This is a genomic window from Bradyrhizobium sp. USDA 3650 (assembly GCF_054057395.1).
The window spans coordinates 2,905,670-2,931,699 of sequence record NZ_JBSRZG010000001.1 but is presented as its reverse complement, the minus strand read 5'-3'; the positions used below and the strand labels follow the sequence as shown (position 1 = coordinate 2,931,699).

The following is a 26,030-nucleotide window of genomic DNA, read 5'->3' as shown; positions in this document are numbered from 1 at the left end:
GGTCGGCAAGCGTTATCGGCGATCTGGGCATTGGCGGTGTGGTAGGAAGCCTCGGGTGGAGAACGGCTCGCTCAACCAATAAGCAAAATCCTTCGGGCCGCATCCTGCATCCGCCGAGGGCGGAGGTTGTGTTTCGCATGCTCTGTCGACCGCGGGACACAGCGGCATCTGCGACGAACGGGTCAGCATCTGCAGGACATTGATTCAATCGAATAGTCATCTGATCTCTCGGAGCCAGTGGGTGCAACACGAGCATGGTCGTAACGGGGTCTTTAGTGGCGGCACGGGACAAGAGCAAGAGTTTTGCAAACCGCTTCATTCTTCTCACTTGCGGTGTGGCTTGCGACGATCTGACTTGCGTGCGCTTACTCCGCTGAAATCAGCGGTCGCAATCTATGCTCGCACCCGAAGGTGGATTGCGACGCTGTTGGAGATGATCTGCAGCGCAACCTGACGCAGCGTTCGGTTCACGCATTTCTTTCAGCGCAAATGTTGCGATGCAGTTACAGCAATTCGCGCGGACGTTGTTACGACGCATGAGGCTCGGGGCACTGAAGAGATGAGAGTAGAAATGAAAAACTTATTGCTTGCGACTGTGAGCATTGTGGGGCTTGGCGCGTTGGTGCCCGCATTCGGCGCGGATCTGGCTGCGCAGCCGGCCAAGCCTCTCTACACCAATGCCCCGCGGCCGTCGCGGCTGCAATCTACGACTGGAGCGGCTACAACGTCGGTATGAACGGCGGCTTGGCCTCAAGCTCGAATTGCTGGGATTCCGATGGCGGTAAGCCTGAGGGCTGTCATGATGCGACCGGCGGAAGCGTGGGTGGCCAGATCGGCTATCGATGGCAGATGGGCCCGATCGTGCTTGGTCTTGAAGGCCAGGGGAACTGGGCTGATTTGACCGGCTGGAATCCCAGCGCTGCTTTTTTGGATATCAACCAGACCAAGATTGATGCGTTCGGCCTGGTAAAGGGCAGATCGGTTATGGCTTCGACAACGTACTGCTTTAGGCCAAAGCGGCGCCGCGGTGACGAGCAACACGTTTCAAATCATCTGGACGACGGGCGAGCTGGGTGGAGAAAGCAAGCACGTTCTTTGGGGCGGCGCGTTGGCAGCCGGTATCGAGTACGGCTTCGCACCGAATTGGTCGGTTGGGTCCGAGTACGCACACCTGTCCATGCGGCCTGCCATGGTCAGCTTCACCGAGCCCGCTGGTGGGATCGACCGCGTCCGCCAAGATTTGGATCTTCTGACTGCACGGCTCAACTATAAGTTTGGCGGCCCGATTCTTCTCAAATATTGATCTATCGTTCAAAAGGTAGATAAGGCCTTGGCCCATGGGCCGGGGCCTATTTTGGTGCGCCAGGCATGGCGCGGAGCGCCGCGACTGGCGCGGTTGACCGGCTTTCAGTTGTCCATAACTTTCTCCGCTTGAGCTGATCCGCCGATCAGCAAAATCTTAAAGAATCACTTGTGGTTCCTTGCTGAGCACCTGATGCGCGAGGGGGTGCTCTATGGGGCTCACATTGAGGGATCGATCGGCAAAAGGCCGTTTGCGATTTGTAGGCGGTGAATGTTGGATTGATCGAGAGACTAGTGGATGCCAGTCTAAGGACGCGCGGCTCGGCGACAGATTCCGCTGCTCACGCATATTGGAAGCGCCATCGGACAAAGTATTCCGCTCGTCTGCCAATTGGGCGAATACCAAGGCGGCTTATCGCTTCTTCTCTAATGACCGGGTCAGCGAAGCGGACATTCTGGCGGGCCACTTTCAATCGGCGCGTGAGCGCACGATTGCCGCCGGCGGTCCGGTTCTAGTGCTCGATGATACGACCCAGTTCAGCTATCAAAGATAGAACTCCGACCGATCGGAATCACGAAGAGCATAAACAGCGGCCGGGGACAAGGCGGGCTGCCTGAGCTCGCACACGGTTTGCGGCATCCTGATGCACTCGAGCCTGGCGGTGACGACTGAAGGGCTCCGCCTGGGCTGGCCGCCGTCAAATTCCGGACCCAGAAGAAATTCAAGGGGCCGCCGCGCTCAAGAAGACTAGGATCCAGATTCAATTGAGCCAATATGCGACGAGAGCGGCAAGATGCGCAGCGGCCAAGAAATTCCGGCCGAGCTTGTCGCACCGCGGGGCGATGCGCCGGAAGTCCTTGAGCCTGCAAAAGCAGTGTTCGAGACGTTTCGGACTTTGTAGGCGCATTTGTTGAAGCGCTGGACGACAACACGGTTACATTTATTGGGGATTACGGGTTTCGCGCCGCGACGAACGATTTCGCCGCGAAGCTTGTCGCCGTCATGCCCTTTGTCGGCGAGGAGCGCACTGATAGGTGGCGCGAGCGCCAGGACATCGGGAGCCGCTGCGATATCGACATCCTGGCCTGCCATCAGATGCAGGACGACCGGCCGGCAAAGGGATTGCTCAGCGTATGGAGTTTCGTCGTGCGGCCTGCGCGCGAGCGGCCGATTGCTTGATTGTGCTCCCCCCTTTTCCGTCGGACGCACACCGGTGAGCTTTAACCGAGGTCCAATCGAGCTACAGCACAACACCATCTTCGCCAGGCTTGGCCAGCGGTTCGAAGATTGCGCACCATCGGCCTCGCTTGGCCCAGCGATGAAGCGATTCGTAGATCGTCGTGTAAGGGCCATTGCTGTGGAAGGAAAATAGAAAACAGCAAGTGTAAATATGGTTGGCTGCGTCAACCGATCGGCGGAGCGGCGAGGAGGCGGTTTGATCGGCCGCAGGTTCATCGGGCCGTTGCTTTCGCTGCAACAGGGTTAGGGTTGGTGGGGTATAGTATGTTGCAAGCCTAGTCCGCCCTGAAGGAAATTCAGCAGTCCGTCGAACGTTCAAATACGCCAAGCACGACGCTGCACGGTCCTGTGAAATATCCGCGACGTGCCGCTAAGTCCCGATCTATCTCAGTTTAGGCAGGAGCCTCAAAATGTTCGACGACTGGCCTTGAGCGGCCAGGCGAACAGCGCCGGCCACGCAGCTGTGTCGGTTCTTGCACAATCGATGTCACCGCTTGCGCGCCGCAGCCGACCTGCAGCACCAGAGCATTATCCAGGCGCCGACAAATGCAAAAAATCACAAGCCAGAAGAAGTCTCCGCGTGCATTAGTCGCGGGTGCCATGCAGATCGCACGTCTGCTACAACATCCGGTAGATGCCAGCGCTGACGAATCGGCGGAAGAAGAACGCGATCGCGGTCATTGACTTGCGGGTTGGTCGGACCTCGACCTGCTTTGCAGGGTGGCGGCAACCAAGCTGGCCAGCACCCTGCGCTCTGACATCGCCGACATTGCTCGCCAAGCGCTGATGCGGCTCGACCAAGAGATCATCTGTGCCGCGGGCAGCCTGCAATGGCGTGAGCCAACACCGCGGAAACGGACGAACTCCTAGTGAAGCGTCAAGGCGGTGTCGACAGCATGACGTGAGTCGGCGGGACCACTGACCCGGACCCCGACTGACCACAGCTTCACCTTTCCGCCACTGGAAGACCATAAGCTAATCGCAGCGCTTCGGCACGACTAGATCAGCGCACCCTGCGTCGTCCCGTGCGCTCTCATCTGGAATGGCTCCAACCGCCCCAGCGCGCCCTGAGGCGCGGCGTGACACAAGGTGCTTCCACATGACAATTTGAATTTTGGAAGTTCTTGCTTGGTGGTCGCGCGACCATTGGAATATTTGTGTACTCGGTCGCGACCTTGGAGACGTATGTTTCTTTCTTTCTTTCACGGTTGACAGTTTTCTCTTGTCCTCCATACGAAAGCATGGTCCCAGTTTGCGCGTAATACTCGGCCGCGTCGCAATCGGATTTCCCTTCGCCTAGTTGATGGAACGTATCGAAAATGAGCCACGCTTCGGAAGTGTCAGTTGAGCGGGTCACGATCCCAATCTTGCAGCGGTGGAAGCAGGAGCGGCGGCGTGTCACCATGACCACCGCCTACGATGCGGTTACGGCAGGCATCGCCGACCCCATCGTCGACATCATTCTTGTGGGCGACAGCGTTGGCAATGTCTGTCTCGGATTCGACAACACGTTGCCGGTCAGCATGGCAATGATGAACCATCATCTGGAGGCTGTTGCACGCACAAGGCCCCGCGCCCTGCTCGTGGCCGATCTGCCGTTTCTTAGCTTTCACCTTGGTCCGGAGGAGACGATACGCAACGCTGGAGGGTTCCTGCAGCGAGGCGCAGATGCTGTGAAACTCGAGGGCGGGGCCAAGCGCGTGGAAATGGTGCGTGCCTTGGTCGATTGCGAAATTCCTGTCATGGGCCATCTCGGCCTCACCCCGCAAAGCGTCAATGTCATGGGCGGATTCAAGGTGCAGGGCCGGAACGCCGATGACGCTTTACGGCTGCTCGATGACGCTCACCGTCTGCAGGAGGCCGGATGCTTCGCGTTGGTGCTTGAAGGCATTCCGGCCGAGCTAGCCCAGCGAGCGACCGAATCGCTATCGATACCAACCATCGGAATCGGCGCGGGTCCCGACTGCTCGGGCCAAGTGCTCGTATTCCATGACGTGCTGGGGCTAACCATAGGTCATCGGCCCAAATTCGTTCGCGCCTATGCAGATGGTTTTCAGATGTTACAAGAGGCGCTCTCTCGCTGGGCTGCCGATGTCCGCACCGGTGCGTTCCCGGCGCCGCAGGAGTGCTATAGGCTTCCTGAAAGCCTGAGTGACATTATCGCAACCTGGGCTCCTCCCAACCCAACCTGATGTAAGGTGCAACGATGCAGACGATTACCACGGTCGCTGAGCTTCGTCGTGAGCTAGCGAAGGCTTGCAGCGCGGGCAAACGCGTCGGGTTAGTGCCTACAATGGGGTATTTGCACGATGGCCATCTGGCCCTGGTCGAGGCGAGCCGAGCCCAATGCGATGTCACCGTCGTTAGCATTTTCGTCAATCCGGCTCAGTTCGGACCAAACGAGGATCTCAGCAGCTATCCTCGCGATTTCGTGCGCGATGAAAAATTGTGCCGCGATGCCGGTGTTGAGATTGTGTTCGCGCCGGGTGTACAGGAAGTCTATCCGGCTCAATTCGAGACCTTCGTCGAGCCGGGCGAACTGGCGAAACCACTCTGCGGAGCTTTCAGGCCTGGGCATTTTCGGGGCGTGGCGACCGTCGTGTGCAAGCTGTTCAACATGGTGCATCCGGCCGTCGTGTTTTTCGGGCAAAAGGATTTTCAGCAATGCGCGGTCGTGCGTCGCATGGCGACAGATCTCAATCTTCCCATCAAGATCGTCACCGTGCCAACCGTTCGGGAACCGGACGGGCTCGCGATGAGCAGCCGCAATCGGTATCTCAGCAAGGAAGAACGTCGGCGAGCCGTTGCCGTCAGTCGTGGACTGTTCGCCGCGGCGGAAGAATTCCGCGCAGGAGTGCGCGAGGTGGAGAAGCTGATTGCGATCGCCGAGCGGCAACTTGAGACAGTTGATCGGCTGCAATATCTTGAACTTGTCGACGGTGATACGCTCAAGCGCGCCGAGAGTCCCCTGCGGTTTCCGGCGGCGCTCTGTGTCGCAGCCTACGTTGGTTCGACCCGACTGATTGACAACGTCCTACTGGGACTACCAACTCCGTAGCGCAATTCAGAACCAAATCGATAAACCTATCTTCTCGTCATAATCCACGGATCGGCCGACCGATTCACCTGTTCAGGCCGTGGGCCCAACCCAGCGATTTGAGACGGTGCAGGTCCGGGATTTGAGCGTCGGGCACTCCGCGACCCTTGTTCCGCCGACGCAGCGCAAACCTTAGCATCTGGATGTGGGTCGGACATGGATTTAGCGATGAAGGGCTGGGTGCGCAAAGTTCAAGCCGCTCAGCGTCGTCAGACCAGAACTGCCCCGATTTTGAACGAATATGAACCTTACTCGTGAGTGGAGGGGCGTGAATTGTCTCTCCCGAGCAGCACAGAACTTTCCGTGCTGTCCTCCCTGAGCCAGAGCGGCGAGTTGGGCGATGGCGGATCGCGAGATCCGGAGCACCTTGTCTGGGATTAGGATCGTCCCTATGAGGGGGATACGGCCTGGATTATGCGTCGATGTGAGAGGTTCTGACGAACTAGCCGGACTCGGCTCTGCTTTATGTGCTACCGAAATCATTGGCCTTTGCCATGTCGAACACCATGAACGTGGAAGCGAGGAATTCGCGATGTCGCAGATGAATAGCGCCCGATTCACGGACGATCCGCGCTCGTTATTGCGCTCCAACCTTGATGAGCTTGAGCAGCGCATAAATCGGGCTTGTATGCGGGCTCGCCGCAGCCGTTCAGAAGTTCGTGTTTTGCCTGTCAGCAAGACCGTACCCGCCGCGATTATCCGTATCGCATCCGAACTCGGCCTTTGCGAGTTCGGCGAGAACAAGGTCCAAGAGGCGGAGAGCAAGGTCCGCGATTTGGCCGACCTGTCGTTGAACTGGAGTATCATCGGTCACCTCCAGACGAACAAAGTGAAATCGATGGTCAAGTTCGCGAACGAGTTTCATGCGTTGGATACCTTGAGATTGGCCGAAGCGCTCCAGGCCCGCCTGAGCGCCGAAGGCCGGCATCTCGACGTGTTCGTCCAAGTCAACACCTCGGGTGAGGTGAGCAAATACGGTCTGCTGCCCCACGAGGTAGAGGATTTTGTTCTTCGGCTGTCCGACTATCCAGCCCTTGTCCCTCGCGGCTTGATGACTCTCGCCGTCCTGAGCGGAGAGGCGGACAAGGTTCGCGAATGTTTCAAGTTGCTGCGCGGGCTTCGAGACGCACTCCGCGATAGAACATCGACGCGACTTGATCTCCTCTCAATGGGGATGACAAGCGACTTCGAGATAGCAATCGAGGAAGGTGCCGATGTCATAAGAGTTGGTCAGGCGATATTCGGACCTCGGCCGACCAAGGACGGACAGTATTGGCCAGGGCTTCCTCTCCCCACCAGCGCGCTATCCGAGTGAGGCCGCGGGACCTGCCGCGAGTTCTGTTTCGTCCGTCGCCTGCCAACAGCAGAGTAAAACCACCACGCCAATGCTAGCAAGTCGCCCCGTCACGATCGGCATGACGCCCCTTGTGAGCTGACCAGGCTCGATGGCGGACCCACTCTAAGTCGACACGCCGGAGCCTCGCCGATTGCAGGCGGGCCGCCCAACGGAAAACACGGCAAATTTCTCCGCGACCAGGAACACTAAGGTGCGCCGCGAGGTTCTTCTGCGTCAGGGATAGGGCTTGCGGAGTTCTCTTCCATGGTGAACGCCTCGCGCAACTGTCTCCGTGAGCAGGGCTCGGTGGGTCACTGAGATATTCGATTGTTAGCCTGCCCTAAAGAGACGTTAGGGTGCTGGCTTCGCAGAAGCAGGAATTTGCCGTCCCATATCGATGAGCTCGAGCGCTCCATCTCTTGACGCCCGCATCAAAATCGAGCGCACGCGCGTGGCCGGGCAACGAAGCCGCCGCGCCGAATATAAGCGCGCCGGCTTCGCATTGGGTGAACCCGGACGGGGCAATGTCCGGTGCGTGAACGCAACGCTACGATGCGTTGCCGCAATCAAAACCCCAAATTAATTGATGCCCTGGGTCGAGGTTAATTCTGGAACCGAGATTCGAGCGTGCAAGCGAGCAGGAACCTTCTGCTTTTCAGCCTCCGTGCCCCACCGATCAAAATTCATGGTTTGCCGGATCTTATCGCTAGAGCATTGGACATGACACTGGACGTGCAAGAGATGGACTGCGAGAGCGCCTGGAGAAGCTCTACGCGAAGTGCCGCCCACGGCGTTTCGCTCGTTTTGAACCAGAGCGGAGGGAAGCGAGACCGCTGGCGCGCGTGAGCGAACTCTACGGACGCTCGCCCGATTTAAGCGTCCGCGGCTAAACCAGGTCGGGCTACTCTGATCATGGGCGGTGCCACGGGATGGTCGCATCCAATAATTACAAGATCGGCACGGCAGAAGCAGAGCCCGAAAACGCGCGAGCAGATGCCGCTTATCCTGAAAATTCTAGAACGGCATCCGGAAATTTCAAAGGTGATAGAGTTCTATTGATCCGAGCACCTGAAAGGTATTGATAAGTTCAACCGGCCTAGCGGTCTGTGTGCTGCCCGCATCAAATGAACTCGACCCATATTTCTGCAATACTGCTCTTTTCGCGTTGACCGGTATGTTATCGAGCTGCGCATTTGTGAAACCGATCTATACGACCGCGTTTAAGGAAGCTCTGCAAGCCGTAGGAAAATTGCGAATACTGCGTCCCCTTGCGGTGCGAGTATCGACTCCGGATAGAACTACACGTCGTATGTCGCTTGATTCCGATGGGCAAGAGCATGATCGCCCTATCATCCCAGAGTGCTGTCACTAGCAGAGCGCGAAGTGCCACCCTCGGATCACCCACAATGGTCTCTCCGTTGCAAATACCTTTCCCGTCCGCGATCATATAAGCCCAGAAGGGATCGCACGTCATATGCGAATGCTGCCCGAGTACCGCGTCTCTCGATGCGCTATCCAGGCACTTTAGGTGCCTCCGATGCGAGAGGCCTCGCATGGCTGTGACGGGCTCGATCCACTGCAGTTCCACTACTGCATGACTCTGTCGCTCAGCGATATATGTAAGATCGTAATTCGGCCCGCCGAGGCGAGCGTTATATCACCCCAAAACGCCTACATGCCTGTCAGCTTAACCACGCGCGTAGCGAGGGCCCGCCGAACATACTGGCTCCGCATCTGCAGACAAGCTGTAGGCGGCCGCGAGACGTAGCTCTCGCAGCGGCTTACCTGACGGATCGATTGCTGGTAAAGCTCGGCGCTTTATAGGCTTCGAGGCGCCTTCGTCGTCGAACTCACCGTAGACGATCACGTCAATTTCGTTTGGCCGGTCACTCTTGCGGTTGCGAGCGACTTCAAGCCGGCGTGCGTACGGGATTTTGGCGAGAACGGAAAGGGCTTCGATTACTTTGTCGATGTATGCCTTGTCTTTTGCGGTGAAGAATACGACGTGTCAAATCATAGTTGGCCGTCGGTAATCCCGAACAGTTGCGGTTTGATTTCGTGGAAAGCGAAGCGTCCTAGCCAAGTCATGCAGGACTCGGGCAGCCGTCCAGTGGCCACCGCACGGTAGGCGCCCTGTACGATCGCACTGCCGGGTGTTTAGCTGAATCTCCTTCGGCCGCTACTGCGCAAGGTGGACCATGTCTGAGACCAATTTTCGCCATGCAGCAAGAAAGCGCCTGATCATCAAGTCCCCGAACAAGTTTAAGTATATGACTGCGTGGACGCCATTCGCTTTGCGCGGAGGTCGTGCATGAAACGATCTCACTTGCTGGATTGAGGCATAAGAACTGCAGGAAAATGCGCTCGCTTCTCGAATACAGGCGAGGCGCCGTCATAGAGCTGAAGGAAAGAGCGCGCCAAGCCCTGGAGCGTTGATGTCGAGGCATGACTTCAGCTCTTTATGCATCCGGCTGATCACCGCAGAGAGATCGCTCGTGAAACTACACCCAACTTACGGAACGTAGCGATGGTCCACCCCTGCCGCCGAGTTCGTTTTACAAGTGCGCGATCTCGTAGCGTAGCGCATCGGGCCCGCAACGCTATCTCCCCCACAGCGTCAGCACCGCTCACGCGCAATGGCTGCGCGGAGCCTTCGAAAATGCCATGCAGAGGTTGAGAAATGCCTGGCGCGAAATGCGCGCAGGGCATCTCGCCAACGGCTAATAGCCGGATCGCATTGCAACAAAACGCCAGTCTGGCGAGGCTTACCTGCTGTCGCGAAGGAGCCGTCGTTTCACGTACAGGCGCTTTTCGCCGGCCCGCACCAAGCGGCCCACCCATGAGCAACGCTAGTAGGCGCGGCGCACCAGTCGAGGGAGTCGAATAGGATTCGGATAGAATTTGTTCGCAACCGCGAGCACTGCCATTTCATCGGTTTCGAGCGCGATCTTTTGAGCGAGCATGATGTCGCCGGTCACCAGGGGGCGTTCGGGAACAAAGCACCACCCGATTTTTGGCTGGCCGTTTTCGTCGATCTCCACAACATTGCTCACGCTGCCCTGGTGAATTCGATATCGTCGACCCGTGTGAGAGCCCGTGACTTCGAAATAGCCTCGGCATCAAATTGCGCACGCTGCTCTGGGGATAGCCAATCCCACAGAAGACGCCACGCACGCGCTTCCGGGCCGTTTTGCTTAATGAAGCTCCAATAGACCAAACGCAGGGCGCGCAAACGCGCACGATTGCCGGCCCCATTGCGCCTGAACAGAAACATTTGCCGTTCCGCGGAGATAGCTAACCACTGACGAGGCGCGGATAGAATAGCGTCTCATCCGCAGTCCAGTCGAATGACCGTCTGACCTTGAGCTCGCCGGACGAGGTCCGGGTGGCGGCGGTAAATCCTTGGCCGGTCAGCTCCCTGAAGCGCTGTTCAGCCTCGGCCAGCCCGTTCGGGTCGGTTTGCTCAAACATATGTCGAGTGTCGCCCCGTATGGTCCAATACGATCTGAGTGGCCATGAAAGAGAACTCCGCAATTCTTGCCCCTGAGGCGAAGAACCTTGCAGCCCGGAATAGTGTTCCTATGTCGCTCGAAAATTTGAGTTTTCTCACTGACGCGAGCGTAACCCATGGGGCACTGCACGCTCTTTCGAGAACTCGTCTGCGGCTCGCGCTGGAAGGACGCCTACATCGTTGCTGCCGGGCCTCGCTCCAGGAATCCGCGTAAGTTCTCCTTGTCACCCTAATTGCGCCATGCCCGATGCTTCTTTCTGATGACGATGCCGCTACGCGGTGGCTCCCTGCAATGGGCCAGCGGCTTCCTCCATTTCGTGCCGCCTCATCCGAGTGACGACCTCGCCACGAGCCAGGAAGGATCGTTCCTGGTATCCGATCGTCACGCTTAGGAAGTCTCTGCAAGTCGCAGAAAATTCATGAGCAAGACGTGCCCTTGCTGCGTAAGTATCGACTCTGGGCAACTGCACGCCATAGTTGGTTGATGGCGATGTGCAATGGCCATGATCGCGCCTTCGTCCGAACGCGCGGTGACCTTGAGGTGCGGCGCGCAGGCCTAATCGAGCTCGACAACGAGAGAATGGTGGCGCCCGACGCAAAGTGGAAAGGGGAGGTCCTTGAACAACCCAAGGCCATCATGCGTTACGTACGAGGACCGGCCGTGCATAGGGCGACGTGCACGCGCGACACGTCCGCCGAAAACGCTGCCAATACACTGGTGTCCGAGGCAGATGCCGAGAATCGGGAGCCGCCCAGAAAGTTCGCGGACGACGGCGGTAGATATTCCGGCTTCCGTTGGCGTGCATGGACCGGGGGAGATAACGATTGCGCGCGGCTTGAGGCGAACAAGATCGCTGAGCCGACCACGTCGTTCCGGAACACCTCAGTTGCTTGACCTAACCTGCGGAAATAGCGCGTAATGTTGAAGACGAAGGAGTCGTAGTTGTCGATGATGATGATCAAAATCCACCGGGTGTTTTAGCGCCAAATGCATCAAAGATGCGCTACGCCTTCGCGAGCGTCTCCTGGTATTCGGCCTCTGGCTCTGACATCGCGGTTATACCGCTACCGGCCTGAAACACCGCTTGTTAGTCATTGATCGTGACAGTGCGGATCGCATTACTCGTATCCATGTGCCCGTTGAAACCGATGAAGCCGATCGCCCCGCAATAGACCTCTCGCGCCATAGCCTCGATGTTCCTAATAATTTCCATCGCGCGGACCTTCGGTGCCCCTGTGATGGAACCGCCGGGGAAGCAAGCCCGAAGTAAGGAAACGGCTAATGCGCTCACCGATGGCCTCAGCAATGCGCCCCGCAGTCGTCGCGTTTTGGTCAGGGCCAATCATAGATTATCTACCGCAAAATCAGGGCATGAGTAGGTCGCATCGTCTAGTCTGACTCCAGACCGACAGTTCATAGATAATTTCTCTGATTATCTATGATGGAATGCTAAGGCAAGTTGGGCCTGATTCTTGGCGCTAAATAGGACGATGTGACGAATCATGGGTGCCGCAGGAGCGATGTCGCTCGTTTTCAGCCCTGCTGCGCTACGGCAAGCTCACCATTGCGTCGAGCTCGCCGGAACCGTTACTGAAGCTTGACGGACGACAGGTCGAAACGCGACCCATCAAAGGTACGATCGCGCGATCCGCTGATTCCAAGGAAGACCAGCGCCGCGCTGATAGGCTGGTCGCATCCGAAAAGGACCCGGCAGAGAACACTATGATCGTCGACCTCTTGCGGAACGACTATCTCGCGTTTGCACTGTGGATTCGATCGACGTTCCTTCCTTGTGTGCAGGCCCTATGCTTTCTAGCCGGCGCAAACTCAATCTTCATCGGCGATGTGCTGTTGACGACTAAGAACCCGCAGCGCGACCGTGATGCCAACTTGCTGGACCGGCTCGGCATCTCGTGCGGGCCTACTAAATGAAAGAGGCAGCGCGCAGCTGTGCCGTAACTTGAGTGAAAGTGACAATGCAGATTATCTCGATGAAAGGCAAAATCCATCGCGTCTGGGTGACTGGAGCCGATCTGGACAGCGATGGCTCGGTTTCGAATGATCGTGCGCTGCTGGATGCGGCAGGACTCCTGATCCACGAACGCGTCGAGATCTACAAGATTGAAAGCCGGGGCGCTTCGCGACCTATGTGGTGGAAGCCCCCCGCGGATCGGGCTCCATAGATTTGAACGGTGCGGCTGCGCGACTCGCGATGCCCAGAGGCAAGGTTATCGTCGTGGCATACGAGTCGCTTGACGAGACGGAGGCAAGACCTTTCAAGCCGCCCGTTGTGTTCGTCGATCGAGAAACTCGCATTCTGCCAGGTCGAAGCCAAGAGGCAGATATTTGAGCTTGCTCTAGGCGGCCAACAGACTTTCTTGCGCGATCCCGGGAGTTGAAGAGTGACGTTAAGCCTTGCGGTCAAAGTTGCCGACTATGTCGCGCAGTTGCAGGCCCTGAACGAAGACGACCGTCTTCGCTGCCTCAAGCCGCGCAGTGGGGCAGATTTCACATCGAGAATGATTATCTGGCGCTGGCGAGCGCGCCGCGCATGAAAAAGGCTGTCACGGCCACGCTCGAGGCGGGCACCCCGGTCGGGCCGGCGGGTCGCGGCTCCTGCGTGACAATTGCGAAGAACAGTCGAGGCGGAAGCAGCTCGGTTCTTTGGGGCGGAGGCGCGCTTTTTTTCCCGCGGGCTATCTCGCAAATCTTGCAGCCTGACAACGCTGCCTCAGCGGGGTGATCTGCTTGTTCTCGATTCTCTTGTGCACGCAAGTGTTCATGAAAGGGGCGCGTGCTGGCCGGGCCGAGTTTCCTCTAACCGCCCACAATGATACTCAATCGGTCGAAAGCACAATTTGTGACTGGCGGGCCACGGGTGGAATGGGCCGCGTCTGGATCGTGGTTGAAAGTGTCTACAGCATGGATGGCGATTTCGCCCCGCTCAAAGAGCTGATCGCGATCGCGGATCGATATGATGCGTTTGTCGTAGTGGATGAGGCCCATGCCACGCGCGTTTACGGGGAGCAGGGCGAGGGCTCACCGCGCCTTATGAAAGGCGCGAGAACCTCTTGGTTGTCCATACCTGCGGCAAAGAACTGGGAGCGGCCGGGGCGCTTGTCGTGGCCTCGGGCGTGCTGCGCGACTTCATGGTCAATCGTTGCCATCCATTCATCTTCGCCACCGCGCCCTCACCATTGATGGCCGTCGCCGTGCGGGAGGCACTCTTCATGCTGCGGGAGGAACCAAAGCGACAGCAGCGGCTGGCCAAGCTGATCGCGTTCACGCATCGAGAGATTGGCGCGCCCAGTGGGCGAAGTTCCTCGGAGTCGCAGATCGTGCCCTATCCAGGGCGACAACGCGCGTGCGATGCGGCTCGCATCGAGACTGCAGGCGCGCGGTTTCGATATTCGCGCAATCCGGCCGCCGACTGTGCCGGCGGGCACGGCTCGTCTGCGAATTTCACTGACGCTTGCGGAGGCTGACGTGCGTGCAATGCTCGATGCCTGCTGCGAACCGATTCAGGCCGGCGTGGCAATAGGCGGTGAAGGGGCTCCAGAACTTAGACGCCTCTCGTGCTTTGCTCAGGCAGACCCAGAAGCCTCGAGGCTTGTGAGATGAAAGCTTTGCAATCTCCTGATTAGCTCCGGAATTCGGCAACGACCTGCCCAGCATTGCGGAAATTCGGCTCAGAGTCCGGGCAACATAGGACGCAAAGATGAAGACTTCCGGCCGACCAAGGTCGGAGCGGACAAGGTGCGTTCAGGGCTCGGCGCGTTTATTGAAGAGACGAGAGGTGAAGCTCGATGGGTCAGCGGATCGTGGTGACAGGCACAGACACCGGAATCGGGAAAACGGTGTTTTCCGCGGGGCTCGCCGATCTCCTTGGCGCCAACTATTGGAAACCGATTCAGGCCGGTCTCGAAGGAGAGACTGATGCCGAACTTGTCGCGCGGCTCGGCGGTCTCTCGCCCGATCGCATCATGCCGGAGCTTTACCGACTTCGCACTCCCGTTTCGCCACGTCAGTCCGCTGAAATTGACGGAGTTCGCATTGAGCCAGATTCGCTCAATGTGCCAGACACCGGGAGCGACCGTTGGTGATTGAGGGCGCTGGCGGCCTGATGGTGCCGCTCAGGGGCGATACACTCTACATTGATGTGTTCGAGCGATGGCGACTTCCAATCGTGCTTTGCGCGAGCACGGCACTTGGCACCATTAATCATTCGTTGCTGTCGATAGAGGCTCTGCGAAAACGCCAGATCCCCATTCTTGGGATAGCCTTCATTGGGGAACCCAATCCTGAGACCCAGATCGCAGTTCGCGAGATTGGGCGGGCGCGTTGGCTAGGGCGATTGCCCTGGCTGTCTCCCCTCGCGGCAGACACGCTGCAGGCCGCGTTCAAAACCGCTTTCCATGCCGATCAATTCAAGCAATGACGACGAAGCCGAAGTCGCCGATCTGGCACCCGTTCACACAACATGCGCTCCAAGAGGAGATGACAAAAGTTGTGCGGGGAGATGGCGCTTATCTCCGCACCGCTGACGGTCGCTGAATTATCGATGCCATATCATCCTGGTGGGTGGTGACCCACGGTCACTGCATTCCACATGTCGTGAGCGCCAACCAGGAACAGGCAGGCAAGCTCAACCAGATCATCTTCGCAGGCTACACCCACGAACCGGCGGAGGAGCTTGCTGCGCAACTCTTGAAGCTCGCAGGGGGATCATTCTGCTTCACGACGCCAAGGCACATACCGCCGCGATGAAGCCCGCCTTCCTACGGTACCTGCACGACAATGGCTATCACGTCGTTCAACATCGTTCCGACGGCGCCGCTGCAGAGGATGCCGATACGCTGATGGCGGAATGTCACGATGGCGCAGATTGGATATAATCCCGAACCAACTAAGCCGTCCTTCATGCTACCCGGTGCAATGATGAAGGCGGAATCGCGCCTGAGCCGGCAAGCTCCCGTCATAGGAATGTAGGAAAGTGACGTAAGTCACTTCAGACGTCTGCCTCATCCGTGCCGTTTACGCGCCGACAGGAGTGGTAGGCGCGCATAGCCGCTACGGTTCGTCCTCGTGCAGCACTTCCTGATTTTGGGATGGCAGAAGCCTACCGCTTATGCCTGAGCGATCTTCCGCGACGTTCTCACGGAGTAACGCGTGTCCGCAAGCATAGAACAGTCTTTCAACAAACAGATCGTAAAGTGATCCAAGTGAACGATAGAAACGTCTCGCGCGATACGGCCCGACGATGCTCTCAAAGCATTTAACGGCAATGCGATGGCAGGCGGTGAACCCGGCTCATCAGGACGGGATGTTGTCTATTCGAGGAACACGAGAGAAGCCGGCCTCAATCGCGAGCTCAACGACCAAGTTGCACGCGTTCGTCGGGCGTCCCGTGATGTTCTTCATCGGCGCGGCAACAAATGGCGCGTCCGATGAGAAATTAGAAAAACTGATTATCTAAACACTACCGAAAACAGTGTGCCATGGACTCGCGTGTTCCACGATTCTCTGAGAGCATAGATGCCAGCAATGACGGCGGTAGGGACGCTCATGATCCCCAACAACAGCTTCGACAAGGTGAGTAATTCAATTATTCCCGCGGACGGATGAGCGTTTTTTCCGCCACGCGCGCAACCACCGTCATGGGACCGTCAAATCTGATTGATCGAGACTGGATCCGGCAAATCGCGGGTCGGCCTGCCGTTCGAGCTTTCTACGAGGGGGGGAGAGTAGACCCTAATCCGTGAGCCTGTTCGCAAGCGGTTAGCCTCGCTCCTGTAACGTCCGCGCATGAACACGATCCGCCCGATGTTGGGCGACACGCAAGTCCAAAGAAGAAGAGACCTCCGTGCGATCATCACGATGTTCGGCAAGTTATCTTTCGAGTTTCCCAGATATTTTAGCTTAGCTGGGAGCGACACATAGACGCTATCACCGCGGTGTGAACTAAACGTCATCTGACCTTCAACCCTGCGGCATATCTGTTTTGGATCGGGTGCTGCGGCAGGTTCCTGCCCCGATGCCGCCGCTGGACCAGGTCGTACATTGGTAAAACTTGAAAGAGGATGTGACATGGTGACCACGCGTGAAGTCTCTAACGGCGACGCTACAACGGTGACTCACATGGTTGCCGCCCTACTTGCCGAACTTGAGGGCGGACAAAAGCAGGGCGGACCAGATACCCAGCTCGTTGTCGACCTCTTGGCCATGAAAGAGCGCGTCCATGGGTTTTTGGCCTTCACGGAGTCACGCCCGGTCGGCCTCATTATGTTGTCGGAAAGCGCCGCCCTTTTTGCGGGCGGAACCTACGGTATTATCACCGAACTCTACGTGGTGCCGGATCAGCGGTCGTCTGGGGTCGCGATGCGTCTCATTGAGGCTGCGGTGGGCCTAGGGACGGTAAAAGGCTGGGGCCAGCTCGAAGTGGGGGCGCCGAGGCAACCAATGTGGAGCCGTAGCCCCAACTCAGCATTATACCTGAAGGCCGGTTTTGCAGAGATCGGGCCACGCCTCAAGTTGCCGTTACACGGCTTACCTGGTCAACGTGCGAAACGTGATGCTGCGGGCAGCTCGCGGTTAGATCCTCGGCAGCAACGCGCACTGGGCCGCTTTCGCTCGGATTCGACTTCTGCGAGATTTGCGTGAGCGTCGATTTGCCGGCGCCCGATTGACCCGCGATGAAGTTTGTAGTGCCGGGTTTGAGTCCGGCCGACAAGTCAGAGAGAACCGGCGCATCTCAAACCCCTCATTGTGAGTGAGCCAATCCGCGTGCCCAGCTCGAAGGGACATAAACCCCTGCGCGGCGATGAGCCTTCTGTAAGGGCGGAACGCTGGCCGGTGTCCCAAGGCGTACGGATGGGACGGGCTTACGAAAGGCTCACGAGCTCGCCCCATCAGTTGACCGGTTTAATATTCTTCGAGGTCACTTGCGCTGGCGTCGCACCGATGAGCTGTTCGTACAGGAGAGGATCTGTCGCGCCCTCGGTGTTGATCAGAAAGACCCGTGCATTGGGTCCAAGACCGACCTTGCCACGCAAGGTCAGGTCAGAAGAGCCTTCAGTAGTGCTGCGAGGCCAACACCACCATTTTCGCCTGCAACGACAACGGGATCGCCATCCTCGGATTTGCCAGTCGTTTCATCACGCTGATTGCGTCCTCGTCGTCGACAGTCATAAAAGCATCCGCCGTGCGCGAAAGGATGCGCCAAGCGACGAGCGAAGGCTCGTAGCATTCGAGCATCGCCATCACGGTCGGTTGCCCATGATCTACCTTGACAGGATGACCGGCGCGCGCGCTTTCGAAGAGGCATGCTGCCCGCGAGGGATCGACAACTGTGAAGAAGGGGCGGTGTCGCCCAACAGAATTGATAGATGTCCAGCAACGGCTGCGGCGATGCCACCGACTCCTGCCTGGAGGAAGACGTGCGTCGGCGGCTCCGGCAACTGGCGTAGTGCTTCGCTCGCAAGTGCGGTATATCCCTGCATTACAAAACGTGGGATCCGCTCATAGCCGGGCCAGGACGTGTCAGACACTGTGATCCATCCTTCTTGTGCCGCAACTCGCGATGCTTGGACGACAGAATCGTCATAGTTGCCGTCGACACGGATCATCTGCGCGCCAAAGCGGGCGATGGCGGCGATGCGCTCGTTGCTCACGCCTGAATGAACGAAGATGACGCATTTTGCGCCAACAAGCTGGGCACCTTGGGCAACTGATCTGCCATGGTTGCCATCCGTGGCGTAAGAGACCGTCATACGTCTTGCCACGGTCTTTACTTCAGCTGTGTGCAGCTCGGACGCGTCAAGATGGCGACCGAGCTGCCGAGTTGCTTCCTCGAGCACCAGGGCATTCACTGCATAGAGCCGCCTAAGGCTTTGAAACTCCCAAGCCCGAGACGTTGGCCTTCGTCCTTTAGATGGATCGAACCCACTCCAATCTCGCGGGCAGAGCCTGGCAAAGAAATAAGCGGGTTTCCTTGTGACCATCGCGATGGTTGAGAAGCCGCTCGACCTCCTGAGCTGCTTCGAGGCTCAACGTGTCGGCGTCCGAGGCATCGAGGGGCGTGCGATGGTCGATCGGCTGTTTGAGGAGAAACATGATTTGGCTTTTCTCGGGAGCGCTTTGCATGGAATACTTCAGTTAGAAAAGCCTTCTGGAATCATTTTTTGCAAGATTCATACCCGAGGGAGAGCTCCTTGATCAGCTTGGACCCTCGAGCCGAAAGTCGCAAACGATACGGCGCGTTCTGCAGCATAGAAAAATCGCCCTATTGGCGTCATACCTGGCAGCGGATCGGCTGCTTCCTGAACCTGTCACAACCAGCGGGCCTTCGGTCGTGAAGACCGACCACAACCACCTTCCCCACGGTTCTTTAAGAAAATCTTGAACATGGGAAATTGATTAGACATGAGCAAGGCACAATTTTCGAAAGTTGTTTGTTTTTGGTCCTAAGAACTCCAGAGCGACTTTCAAGCGAGTTTTCTTTAGGCGATTCCTGGGTGCTGTGAGCCTATCAGCGAACTCGGTCAATTCGCTACTGCCGATATCCAAAAACAAATTCATCGAGTGCTTCCTGTTGTGCCGCGACGCTCGTGAGATGCTTGAAAGTCTTGTCCGTCAGCGACATCTTTACGACCCGGCCATCGCGTGCGCAGGGCTTGCGCCGCAGGAAGCCGTTTTTCTCGAGCAGCTTTGATTGGCTCGTAACGAACGAAGGCTCAACGTGCATCAATTTGGCCACGACGTTGACCGGGACACCGCCTTCTCGGTCCAACTCCGTTAAGGCCATCAAGATCATCCACTGTGGCCCAGTAATCCCAAGTACATCGCCGCGGAATTGGCGAAGTTCCTCCAGACACAAATTGATCGATCTGATCTCCCACGTGAATCGCCGGACCACTTCCTGAATCTCGGCAGAGCTACCGGCGAGCTGTCTTGCGGGGCTGGGTAAATCCGGCGGCATCGTCTGTCTGTCTCCACTTAAGCAGATTTAGGGACAATGCTGTCCGCGCGAACCCAATCAAACTTCACAGCGCGCTCACATCGTCGGGGCTCTTCGTCAAACTCCCGATCAGCTTGGCGTCGCTTGAACCGCCGATGGCCGGGTCGTCGTAGCGGTTAAAAGCGACGCGACGAATCCCAGTTTGAGCTAAAGCGCCGCCAGCCGAGACCACAGCAGCGTTCTGCATAAAATAACTAGACGGCTTCGCCGACCATATCGCTTCATCGAAATACGCGTGCGCGCTCCGCCAGCTGGCCTACGAAGGCTGGACAACGACCGCCATGCTGCGCACCCCGCAGACCGGCCGATCCGTCCGCCGCAAGATCCGGGGCCGCCCTTCGAAGATGTCTTCGGCAAAGCGCTCGCGCTGGCTTGCAGACCCCAAATGCTTCGCAATTTTCGGACAATCAGTGTGGTGAAATCCGTCGAAAGAAGCGCTCGAACGCGGAATTTAAGCGTCAACGCGGCACTCGTTGCATTGATCAATATCGACCAATCGTTACTGTACAGCATCGAACGTCGCCCTGTTTCACAAATCGACCGTTGCGTAGTCCCAATTGGCGGTGCTCGGTGCCTCGTGCCCAGCGTGGTATACGTCTGCGAAAATCCGTTCACGTTTATGTTCGATTGGAGTTCGCCCTTGGGACGTTTCTGCTTTCGGAGCCCTTCACCGCCTCATCGTGGTAGGTGCCAACCAGCTCGATGCCCCCGCGCTTCGCAAATCCCTCGATTGCCTGAAGTTGCCTGCGACCGCTGTCTTTATCCTCGCCGATGTTGGCGGCTGATGAGGTCCTGAGATAGGCAAATGCCCGAATGGATTTCGATGGTTTTACCAAGACTTGCCTCATCACTTTGTATCGTATTCCTGAGAATTAGATACAGTCCGCTAGGAAAACACCGCCGCTTTTGGAATCCCAGCGTTTCATTTCTGCATGGATGGACCGGGGGAGCGCGAGGCTAGGCAGCAAGCGCGAGCTAAGCAGACCAGCGGCGTAAAGCCCAATGGTCCATTAGCGACATCAGGAATCGCTGGGATTCCCGCAACGCATAGTACGAGAACGGTGTTTGCTGCACCGCAGTGCATTTGAGATGGGAGATAGACGCCAAGCGGAGTACCCACTGAAGTACAAGGTTGCATCGGTTGAGGCACCTCGACAATGCGCGCCTTCTGAGCGATGGTCGCGCCGTTCAATTTAGGGATTCGGATGACTGGCCGATTGAGCGCCTTTATCGCGTCGGAAATTGTTCTAACTGTTTCAGACGGAAAGATGGTTTGGTCCAGAACTGGAAACCGAGCCGTGCTGCATGATCAGCACAAGGGCTATAAGCTCGGGAAACACCTTTCAGGACAGCTGCCTTACCACTACCGCCCAACTAAGGGGATTGCGGATGATTTCACTTCCGAGAATTCCGCTTTGGAAGCCATTTTAGATCTGGCTGCGACCGCGCCCACGTCAACGACGTTCCGAAACAGCCATTGCGGTGAAATTCTTGCGGCGCATTTTGTTGAGAGCCAACTCAGCTACCGGCGTCTTTACAGCAAGCTCACCCTGACAACGTCTCAGAATACTAATGTTCATAAGATGGACGGCTTGTTTGTGAAGACAAGTCAGCCTCATTTCGAATATCTGTTCGTGGAAGCAAAGACGAGCATACTGCCAACAAAGAAGACGCCGACAAAAAAGCACAAATCTGGAATACTGAGCCAGATGCTCACGTCGTTGAACGCATATGCCGCAGACGATCCGCGGTTCGAATTTGCTCGTATCAGAGACAATCTAACCGCAAACTTTTCCGAAGCTGACCAAAAGCAGATACGATCAGATCTTACTCCGCCGGGGCCATCAAATCTCAAGCTGCTGGGCGTAAGCGTCACCAACGCGTCGACGGTGAACCCGGACGATGACGACTTCATTCTTACAGCGTCATGCGGAGCGCACTTCGACTACTACGCGCTTGTCGTGAGCGACCTCGCCTCGCTCGCGGCGGAGAGCTATGGTTACTGGGATGCGGTAAAGGCGGCGCTCGCCTGATGTTCAGCGCAACAGAATTGACGAACTGTCTCAACCAACACTGGTTTCAGGATGGATACCGCCAACTCGAACGCAATCTACTGCTGGTTCGACTAGGATTGAGCAGTGAACCGTTGTCTACCCAACAGCGCGCCAACCTAAAGCGCTTCTCACAAGCCGTTATTGGTAGCGCCCCCGCCTGGGATAACCCGAGAGCGGGATCGGAGCGCCGCCTGTGCCAACTGGCTGCGGATATCGAAGCTTCGCTATCTATTTCTGGGGGAGTTGACCACCAGCAGTCTCACGCTGCTCTCTTTAAGGCGATTGTGTTGTATGATCTCGCCGGTCTTCCAGGAGCGAGCGCCTCCCTTGCGTCCCGTAATGGTTTTGACCCGCGGGTTCGCGAGTTTTTTAATCGTTCTCCTGAATCCCTTTGGGGTACTACGGCACAGAACTCCGAAGCCGCTCTTGCCCGCCTCCGTGCAGAGCCGAAACTTAAGGGTGCTGAAGAACCGATTTTCGAGCAAGCGATAGGCGACTTGGTTCAAGAGGCTGCGCTTCGACTACAGCAACGCAACGACAAGAGCCTATCTGAATACTTCGAAATCTTGGTGCACGTAGCGGGGCACTATTCAGTCGGACTGTCGGGGGACGATCTGCGGGCTATCTCGCGGCTGATAGAATTGCGGGAGGCAAACAGCTCGCTAACTTTGGTGCCGACGCTGTCGCCCCTTGATCCGGCTGGCTTGCGCACAATCGGGCTTCCATTGGAGCTTTGGCCAGCCCAAGTCCGTGCGTTAAGAGAGGGTCTTTTAGACCAAAAATTTTTCAAGCTTTGGCTTTGCTGCTCCAACCGGCACCGGAAAGACAGCTCTCACAAGGCTGCTTATAGCCGACGCATTCGCAAAAAATCCTCAAAGGAAGGTGCTTTACATCTGTCCCAGTCGTGCGCTCGTTCATCAAGTCGGAGATGACCTTCAAGCGGCACTTGTAGGTCTCGGTCTAACGGTCCTGAAAGCTGGCGCCCACCTCGTCGCGCACGACCGAATTCCAATTTCGTCTGACGACGCGGATGTGATCGTATTTACGCCGGAACGAGCAGATTTGCTGCTTCGGATTGAGCCGGCATTTCTCAAGCGCGTTTGCCTAGTCATAGTTGATGAAGCCCATCACATCGAGCAGGGACCGCGTGGGGTCCTCCTAGAATTTTATCTTTGGCGACTTAGAAAGATGATCTCTGACGATGCGAGAATTGTCCAACTCTCGGCTGTAGCTCCGAATATCGAAGATCTGACGGACTGGATTTCGCTAAGAGGAACCTCGCATTCGGTAATGCTTGATTGGCGCACTAGCAAGCTCAGAGTGGGCGTGCTTGAGAGGACTGCAACGGGCGCCGCAGTTCTGAGTTTTAGCGGAGCTCCCTATGGGTTGTTGTCCGATGGGACTTTGCCACAACATCCGCGGCGCGGGTTGGCGGTACTAGCAAATCACTTGGCGAAGAGCGGCATTGTCCTTGTGCTTTGCTCCAGCCCAGCCGCAGCAGAAGAGGTTGCCGGTTATGTTGCGGAGCTGCGAAGCGAAACCCAAGAACTCGAAGATGAAATATCCGAGCGGTTAGATGCTTGGATAGAACGAGAGCTTTATCCTGAATCGGAATTGCGGGCACTTTATCGAAAGCGGGTTGTCTTCCATCATGCGCAAATGCCGCCGAGAGTGCGTCAGGGGCTTGAGGAAGCCATACGGTCTCGCAAGGTTGACGTTATATGTGCAACAACCACCTTGGCGGAAGGGGTTAACTTTCCGTTCTCGACCGTGGTCGTCGAGACGCTCGTTTCTAAGAAATTCGAGCTTACGCCGCGATCCTTATGGAATATTGCGGGTCGTGCCGGGCGGTTCGGTGTGGACTCTGAAGGGCATTGCATTCTTTTCCGACCGAGCCTTTGGACAGACAATCTCAGTGAATATCGGCTCGACGACTACATGAAGGTCGCTTTGGTCGACATTCCGCCTGTGCGCTCTGCGCTTGCGCTTGGAATTGAACGCCTAGATCGTCTTGTGGAGCAAGGCAAAATAGATTTGGTCTCCCTCGAAGACGTTTCGCTGGCGGCAATCAAAATCGATAACAAGGCATCTGAAGAAGCGAGGTCGATCCGGGCATTAATCAACATCGTGAGGGTAGGCTACGCGCACGCAAATTCTAGTGGCTTGATTTCGTTGAACACGGACGAAGCCCCCGAGTTCGTAAGTGAGTTGTTGGCCTCGCGCCAAATGCCAGAGGCAACCGTAAGATTCGCCACGGAGTTGGGTAAGCAGCAGCGCCGCGTTGTATCCCGGGCGACTGCAGGTGATCCAGATTTTGTGGAAATCGCTGCCCGAGTAGGTTGGTCGTTAGAAGCCCAGCAGATTCTCTATGCTTGGCTGAAGACAAGGGAAAACTGGCAGCTTGAACAGTTCGGTAACGTCGTCACGGCTGGGTACGTTAGGAATTTCGACCGATTGGGGTACTTGATCGGGCCGGTAGCCAAGCATCTGATAGCGTTTGAAGGGGCTGCGCTTGGGGGTGCGATAGCGTTCCTAGCAGAAAAATGGATTCGCGGAATACCATTGGCAAGCTTTCAGGTCGACAGGGGGGCGTCGTTCGGCCGAATGGTCAACAATGTTTATGGGCGAATGCAATATTTGCTGCCATGGGGTCTCTTTGGAATGCACGAATTACTCCAGTACGAGGCAAAGCTGCGTTCGATCCCGCTTGGTGATGGTTTGAGCGCGCTGTCGGTGCTTGCTGCCGAAGGGGTGCCAAATTTCGATGCCCTTAAACTAGTTCTCGACCTGGGTATCGAGCGCGTCGATGCAACGCGACTTGCGGAGCGCTATAAGCGCGAGCGCGTGTCCGCCGACATTTCAGCTTGGCTCGTTGCTAAAGAATGGTCCGAGATAGAGCGAGCAGTTAGGGGAGGGGACGTAAGGAGAGTTGATCCCTCTCTTAGGGGGCTCCATCGGCGTCTCCGAGAGAGCACGCCACAAGGTTTGTAAAGTTCGTCGAGTGTTTCGGAAACTGCTTGAGAACAATTTATCGGCGGCAGGGAGTTCGTCGATTAGACAACAAAACCGCCTTGCGACTGGGAGATGGGATTCTGTCTCGCGCGTGTCGAATCTCGGTAGGTCCTTGGGCGTCGATTTCGTGTGACGTCCAGCTGTCGCCAAAGGCTATGGGACTACGGGGGCGTTCGATGTCTGAACTTTGGTCTTACGCGGAAGGCGGAAATACACGTGGGCCGTTGTCGCTCAGTGAGCTATTGCCGCTTCTCTCACGAGTTGCCGATCCGCGCCGGGTCATGATTTGGCGCTCTGGCTTCGACGAATGGAAAGCAGCCGAGAACGTTCGTGAGGTCGCTCAGCAGTTGTTCCGGCCGCCGCCCTTGAAGCCCGCGACATCTTCCTCACCGCCAACATCGGCGGAAGCGGCTGTCCGAATGCCTGTGGTCGGAGCTGAGGAGGCCGCTGCGTTCAAGAACGTCAAGCCGGAATTGACTGGGATCGGGGGATGGCTCGGACTTGTGGCGTTCGGCCAGGTTGTAGGGCTGCTCCGCCTGCTCGTGTCATTGGGGCAGTACTACACATCAATTGACGAGCAAATATGGAAGCAATTCCCGACAGCGATGTGGGGCGAGGCGTTCTTGAACGCTGTGTTTGTCTCGCTCGTAATTTGCACCATAGTGCTCTTTTTCCAATATTCGCGCCATTTTCCGCGCGCCTTTGTTTTGCAGATGATCACCGTAATCTGCATGCCGTTACTCGATGCCCTCTGGGTAGCCTTCATCATTGGAGCGACGACTGGACAGTCACTTGGAAGCAGCTTTCACCTCGATGAGAAAGATGGTGGTCAGCTAATCGTCGCCGTCATCAGCGCGCTGATTTGGATACCGTACGTCATGCGGTCACGCCGGGTCGCGAACACGTTTACGAAATGAACATGAAAGACGGGGCATAGCGTAGTTGCATCGGCAGTTGCGGGAGACTTCATGTTCGGAATGCTTGACTATCGAGCACACAAACTCTTTCGACTGCTCAGTTTCCCGCTGATCGTCTGTGGAAGGCTAACATTTTTCGTCGTTGTTGCGATTGCCATAATCGTTGCGCAGCAGACCGGTTACAGTCTGCTCGTCAAAATCGTGTTGGCGTATGTCACGATTGGAGGCTCTTGCCCTTTTGACAGCGGGGGTTTGGTTCTTGATAATGTGGGTCTATCAGGCAGTCTTCTTCTGGATCGTTGATGTTGTACCTGCCAAGGGTCTCGAAAGAAGAGGCTCGGGAAGTTGTAAAAAAAAGGGCGGATCGTCTGGCTCTCGCGCAAACTCGGTTGGGATATTGGTGGCTGGAATGCGGACGACACCCGAGCATTTGTGTCTGTTCTAAATTGGCGTGCTCGCCTGTTCTTTAAAGCACGGGAACGCTTCGAGAGACGGGTCAAGCGCTTGCAGCAGAATTTCTATGAAACGGGGCTGCAACCCGGAG

Annotated in this window: 15 protein-coding genes and 16 pseudogenes; 20 read left to right on the top strand and 11 right to left on the bottom strand. The window is 56.9% G+C overall.

Annotated elements, in window-relative coordinates; translation table 11 throughout:
* The first annotated feature begins 571 nt into the window (after positions 1 to 571).
* Together ACVIN2_RS13665 and ACVIN2_RS13660 are read left to right on the top strand one after the other, a co-directional pair.
* Positions 572 to 1,303, top strand: a pseudogene (locus tag ACVIN2_RS13665) (outer membrane protein).
* A gap of 211 nt (positions 1,304 to 1,514) precedes the next feature.
* Complete coding sequence (locus ACVIN2_RS13660) at positions 1,515 to 1,856, top strand: transposase DNA-binding-containing protein (RefSeq protein ID WP_456766000.1); 342 nt, start codon at positions 1,515 to 1,517, stop codon at positions 1,854 to 1,856.
* 207 nt (positions 1,857 to 2,063) lie between these two features.
* On the opposite strand, the pseudogene ACVIN2_RS13655 reads toward ACVIN2_RS13660, so the two are convergent.
* Positions 2,064 to 2,654, bottom strand: a pseudogene (locus ACVIN2_RS13655) (IS5 family transposase); the annotation flags it as partial.
* A 434-nt stretch (positions 2,655 to 3,088) separates the two neighbouring features.
* Between ACVIN2_RS13655 and ACVIN2_RS13650 the strand changes: the two are divergent.
* Positions 3,089 to 3,226 carry a hypothetical protein gene (locus ACVIN2_RS13650; RefSeq protein ID WP_317245085.1) on the top strand — a complete coding sequence of 46 codons (138 nt, stop codon included), beginning with the start codon at positions 3,089 to 3,091 and terminating at the stop codon, positions 3,224 to 3,226.
* A 36-nt stretch (positions 3,227 to 3,262) separates the two neighbouring features.
* Positions 3,263 to 3,412 carry a hypothetical protein gene (locus ACVIN2_RS13645; protein ID WP_456765999.1) on the top strand — a complete coding sequence of 50 codons (150 nt, stop codon included), beginning with the start codon at positions 3,263 to 3,265 and terminating at the stop codon, positions 3,410 to 3,412.
* A gap of 163 nt (positions 3,413 to 3,575) precedes the next feature.
* Here the strand turns inward: ACVIN2_RS13645 and ACVIN2_RS13640 are convergent, their stop codons facing one another.
* The gene (locus ACVIN2_RS13640) at positions 3,576 to 3,947 is read right to left on the bottom strand and encodes a hypothetical protein (RefSeq protein ID WP_456769886.1); all 372 of its coding nucleotides are present in this window, start codon (positions 3,945 to 3,947) and stop codon (positions 3,576 to 3,578) included.
* Here ACVIN2_RS13640 and panB point away from each other — a divergent pair.
* The 3 genes from panB to ACVIN2_RS13625 all read left to right on the top strand — a co-directional run bounded on the left by panB (position 3,862) and on the right by ACVIN2_RS13625 (position 6,954).
* The gene (gene panB / locus ACVIN2_RS13635; RefSeq protein WP_317245083.1) at positions 3,862 to 4,734 is read left to right on the top strand and encodes a 3-methyl-2-oxobutanoate hydroxymethyltransferase; all 873 of its coding nucleotides are present in this window, start codon (positions 3,862 to 3,864) and stop codon (positions 4,732 to 4,734) included. The two genes, ACVIN2_RS13640 and panB, sit on opposite strands and share 86 nt — an antisense overlap.
* 14 nt (positions 4,735 to 4,748) lie before the next feature.
* Complete coding sequence (gene panC / locus ACVIN2_RS13630; RefSeq protein WP_456765998.1) at positions 4,749 to 5,600, top strand: pantoate--beta-alanine ligase; 852 nt, start codon at positions 4,749 to 4,751, stop codon at positions 5,598 to 5,600.
* A 571-nt stretch (positions 5,601 to 6,171) separates the two neighbouring features.
* A complete protein-coding gene (locus ACVIN2_RS13625) occupies positions 6,172 to 6,954 on the top strand; it encodes a YggS family pyridoxal phosphate-dependent enzyme (protein WP_317245081.1) in 783 nt (260 codons plus the stop codon).
* A 1,708-nt stretch (positions 6,955 to 8,662) separates the two neighbouring features.
* Here the strand turns inward: ACVIN2_RS13625 and ACVIN2_RS13620 are convergent.
* The 5 pseudogenes from ACVIN2_RS13620 to ACVIN2_RS13600 form a co-directional block, all read right to left on the bottom strand.
* Positions 8,663 to 8,971, bottom strand: a pseudogene (locus ACVIN2_RS13620) (Dabb family protein); the annotation flags it as partial.
* A gap of 853 nt (positions 8,972 to 9,824) precedes the next feature.
* Positions 9,825 to 10,249, bottom strand: a pseudogene (locus ACVIN2_RS13615) (hypothetical protein).
* A gap of 20 nt (positions 10,250 to 10,269) precedes the next feature.
* A pseudogene (locus ACVIN2_RS13610) lies at positions 10,270 to 10,492 on the bottom strand (hypothetical protein).
* A gap of 382 nt (positions 10,493 to 10,874) precedes the next feature.
* A pseudogene (locus ACVIN2_RS13605) lies at positions 10,875 to 11,449 on the bottom strand (anthranilate synthase component II).
* Between the two features lie 41 nt (positions 11,450 to 11,490).
* Positions 11,491 to 11,799: pseudogene (locus tag ACVIN2_RS13600) on the bottom strand (chorismate-binding protein); the annotation flags it as partial.
* 218 nt (positions 11,800 to 12,017) lie between these two features.
* Here ACVIN2_RS13600 and ACVIN2_RS13595 point away from each other — a divergent pair.
* From ACVIN2_RS13595 to ACVIN2_RS13565, 7 genes and pseudogenes are all read left to right on the top strand, one after another.
* A pseudogene (locus ACVIN2_RS13595) lies at positions 12,018 to 12,283 on the top strand (chorismate-binding protein); the annotation flags it as partial.
* Positions 12,282 to 12,419: pseudogene (locus tag ACVIN2_RS13590) on the top strand (biotin synthase BioB); the annotation flags it as partial. The pseudogenes ACVIN2_RS13595 and ACVIN2_RS13590, both read left to right, overlap by 2 nt.
* A 44-nt stretch (positions 12,420 to 12,463) precedes the next feature.
* Positions 12,464 to 12,837, top strand: a pseudogene (locus ACVIN2_RS13585) (aspartate 1-decarboxylase).
* A gap of 52 nt (positions 12,838 to 12,889) precedes the next feature.
* A pseudogene (locus ACVIN2_RS13580) lies at positions 12,890 to 14,108 on the top strand (8-amino-7-oxononanoate synthase).
* A 185-nt stretch (positions 14,109 to 14,293) separates the two neighbouring features.
* Positions 14,294 to 14,925 (top strand): annotated as a pseudogene (gene bioD / locus ACVIN2_RS13575) (dethiobiotin synthase).
* A pseudogene (locus ACVIN2_RS13570) lies at positions 14,922 to 15,203 on the top strand (aminotransferase class III-fold pyridoxal phosphate-dependent enzyme); the annotation flags it as partial. The pseudogenes bioD and ACVIN2_RS13570, both read left to right, overlap by 4 nt.
* A 1,371-nt stretch (positions 15,204 to 16,574) precedes the next feature.
* Positions 16,575 to 17,147 carry a GNAT family N-acetyltransferase gene (locus ACVIN2_RS13565; protein ID WP_456765997.1) on the top strand — a complete coding sequence of 191 codons (573 nt, stop codon included), beginning with the start codon at positions 16,575 to 16,577 and terminating at the stop codon, positions 17,145 to 17,147.
* On the opposite strand, the pseudogene ACVIN2_RS13560 reads toward ACVIN2_RS13565, so the two are convergent.
* The 4 genes and pseudogenes from ACVIN2_RS13560 to ACVIN2_RS13545 all read right to left on the bottom strand — a co-directional run.
* Positions 17,092 to 17,217 (bottom strand): annotated as a pseudogene (locus tag ACVIN2_RS13560) (ATP-binding cassette domain-containing protein); the annotation flags it as partial. The gene ACVIN2_RS13565 and the pseudogene ACVIN2_RS13560 sit on opposite strands and share 56 nt — an antisense overlap.
* Positions 17,218 to 17,395: 178 nt before the next feature.
* Positions 17,396 to 18,599, bottom strand: a pseudogene (locus ACVIN2_RS13555) (diaminopropionate ammonia-lyase).
* 436 nt (positions 18,600 to 19,035) lie between these two features.
* Complete coding sequence (locus tag ACVIN2_RS13550; RefSeq protein WP_456765996.1) at positions 19,036 to 19,464, bottom strand: MarR family transcriptional regulator; 429 nt, start codon at positions 19,462 to 19,464, stop codon at positions 19,036 to 19,038.
* Positions 19,465 to 19,528: 64 nt separating this feature from the next.
* Positions 19,529 to 19,690 carry a hypothetical protein gene (locus tag ACVIN2_RS13545; RefSeq protein ID WP_456765995.1) on the bottom strand — a complete coding sequence of 54 codons (162 nt, stop codon included), beginning with the start codon at positions 19,688 to 19,690 and terminating at the stop codon, positions 19,529 to 19,531.
* Positions 19,691 to 20,801: 1,111 nt separating this feature from the next.
* On the opposite strand from ACVIN2_RS13545, the gene ACVIN2_RS13540 reads away from it, so the two are divergent.
* From ACVIN2_RS13540 to ACVIN2_RS13515, 6 genes and pseudogenes are all read left to right on the top strand, one after another.
* Positions 20,802 to 21,536 (top strand): Hachiman antiphage defense system protein HamA, encoded by a 735-nt coding sequence (locus tag ACVIN2_RS13540; protein WP_456765994.1) that lies wholly within the window; start codon positions 20,802 to 20,804, stop codon positions 21,534 to 21,536.
* Positions 21,536 to 22,489: a hypothetical protein gene (locus ACVIN2_RS13535; RefSeq protein ID WP_456765993.1), complete on the top strand. Its 954-nt coding sequence runs from the start codon at positions 21,536 to 21,538 to the stop codon at positions 22,487 to 22,489. Before ACVIN2_RS13540 ends, ACVIN2_RS13535 begins: the two co-directional genes overlap by 1 nt.
* Positions 22,398 to 22,745: pseudogene (locus ACVIN2_RS13530) on the top strand (DEAD/DEAH box helicase); the annotation flags it as partial. The gene ACVIN2_RS13535 and the pseudogene ACVIN2_RS13530, both read left to right, overlap by 92 nt.
* Positions 22,746 to 24,548: a helicase-related protein gene (locus tag ACVIN2_RS13525; RefSeq protein ID WP_456765992.1), complete on the top strand. Its 1,803-nt coding sequence runs from the start codon at positions 22,746 to 22,748 to the stop codon at positions 24,546 to 24,548. It abuts the pseudogene before it with no gap.
* 197 nt (positions 24,549 to 24,745) lie between these two features.
* A complete protein-coding gene (locus tag ACVIN2_RS13520; RefSeq protein WP_456765991.1) occupies positions 24,746 to 25,486 on the top strand; it encodes a DUF2569 domain-containing protein in 741 nt (246 codons plus the stop codon).
* A gap of 51 nt (positions 25,487 to 25,537) precedes the next feature.
* Positions 25,538 to 25,789, top strand: a complete 252-nt coding sequence (locus ACVIN2_RS13515) for a hypothetical protein (RefSeq protein WP_456765990.1) — start codon at positions 25,538 to 25,540, stop codon at positions 25,787 to 25,789.
* Positions 25,790 to 26,030: the final 241 nt, after the last annotated feature.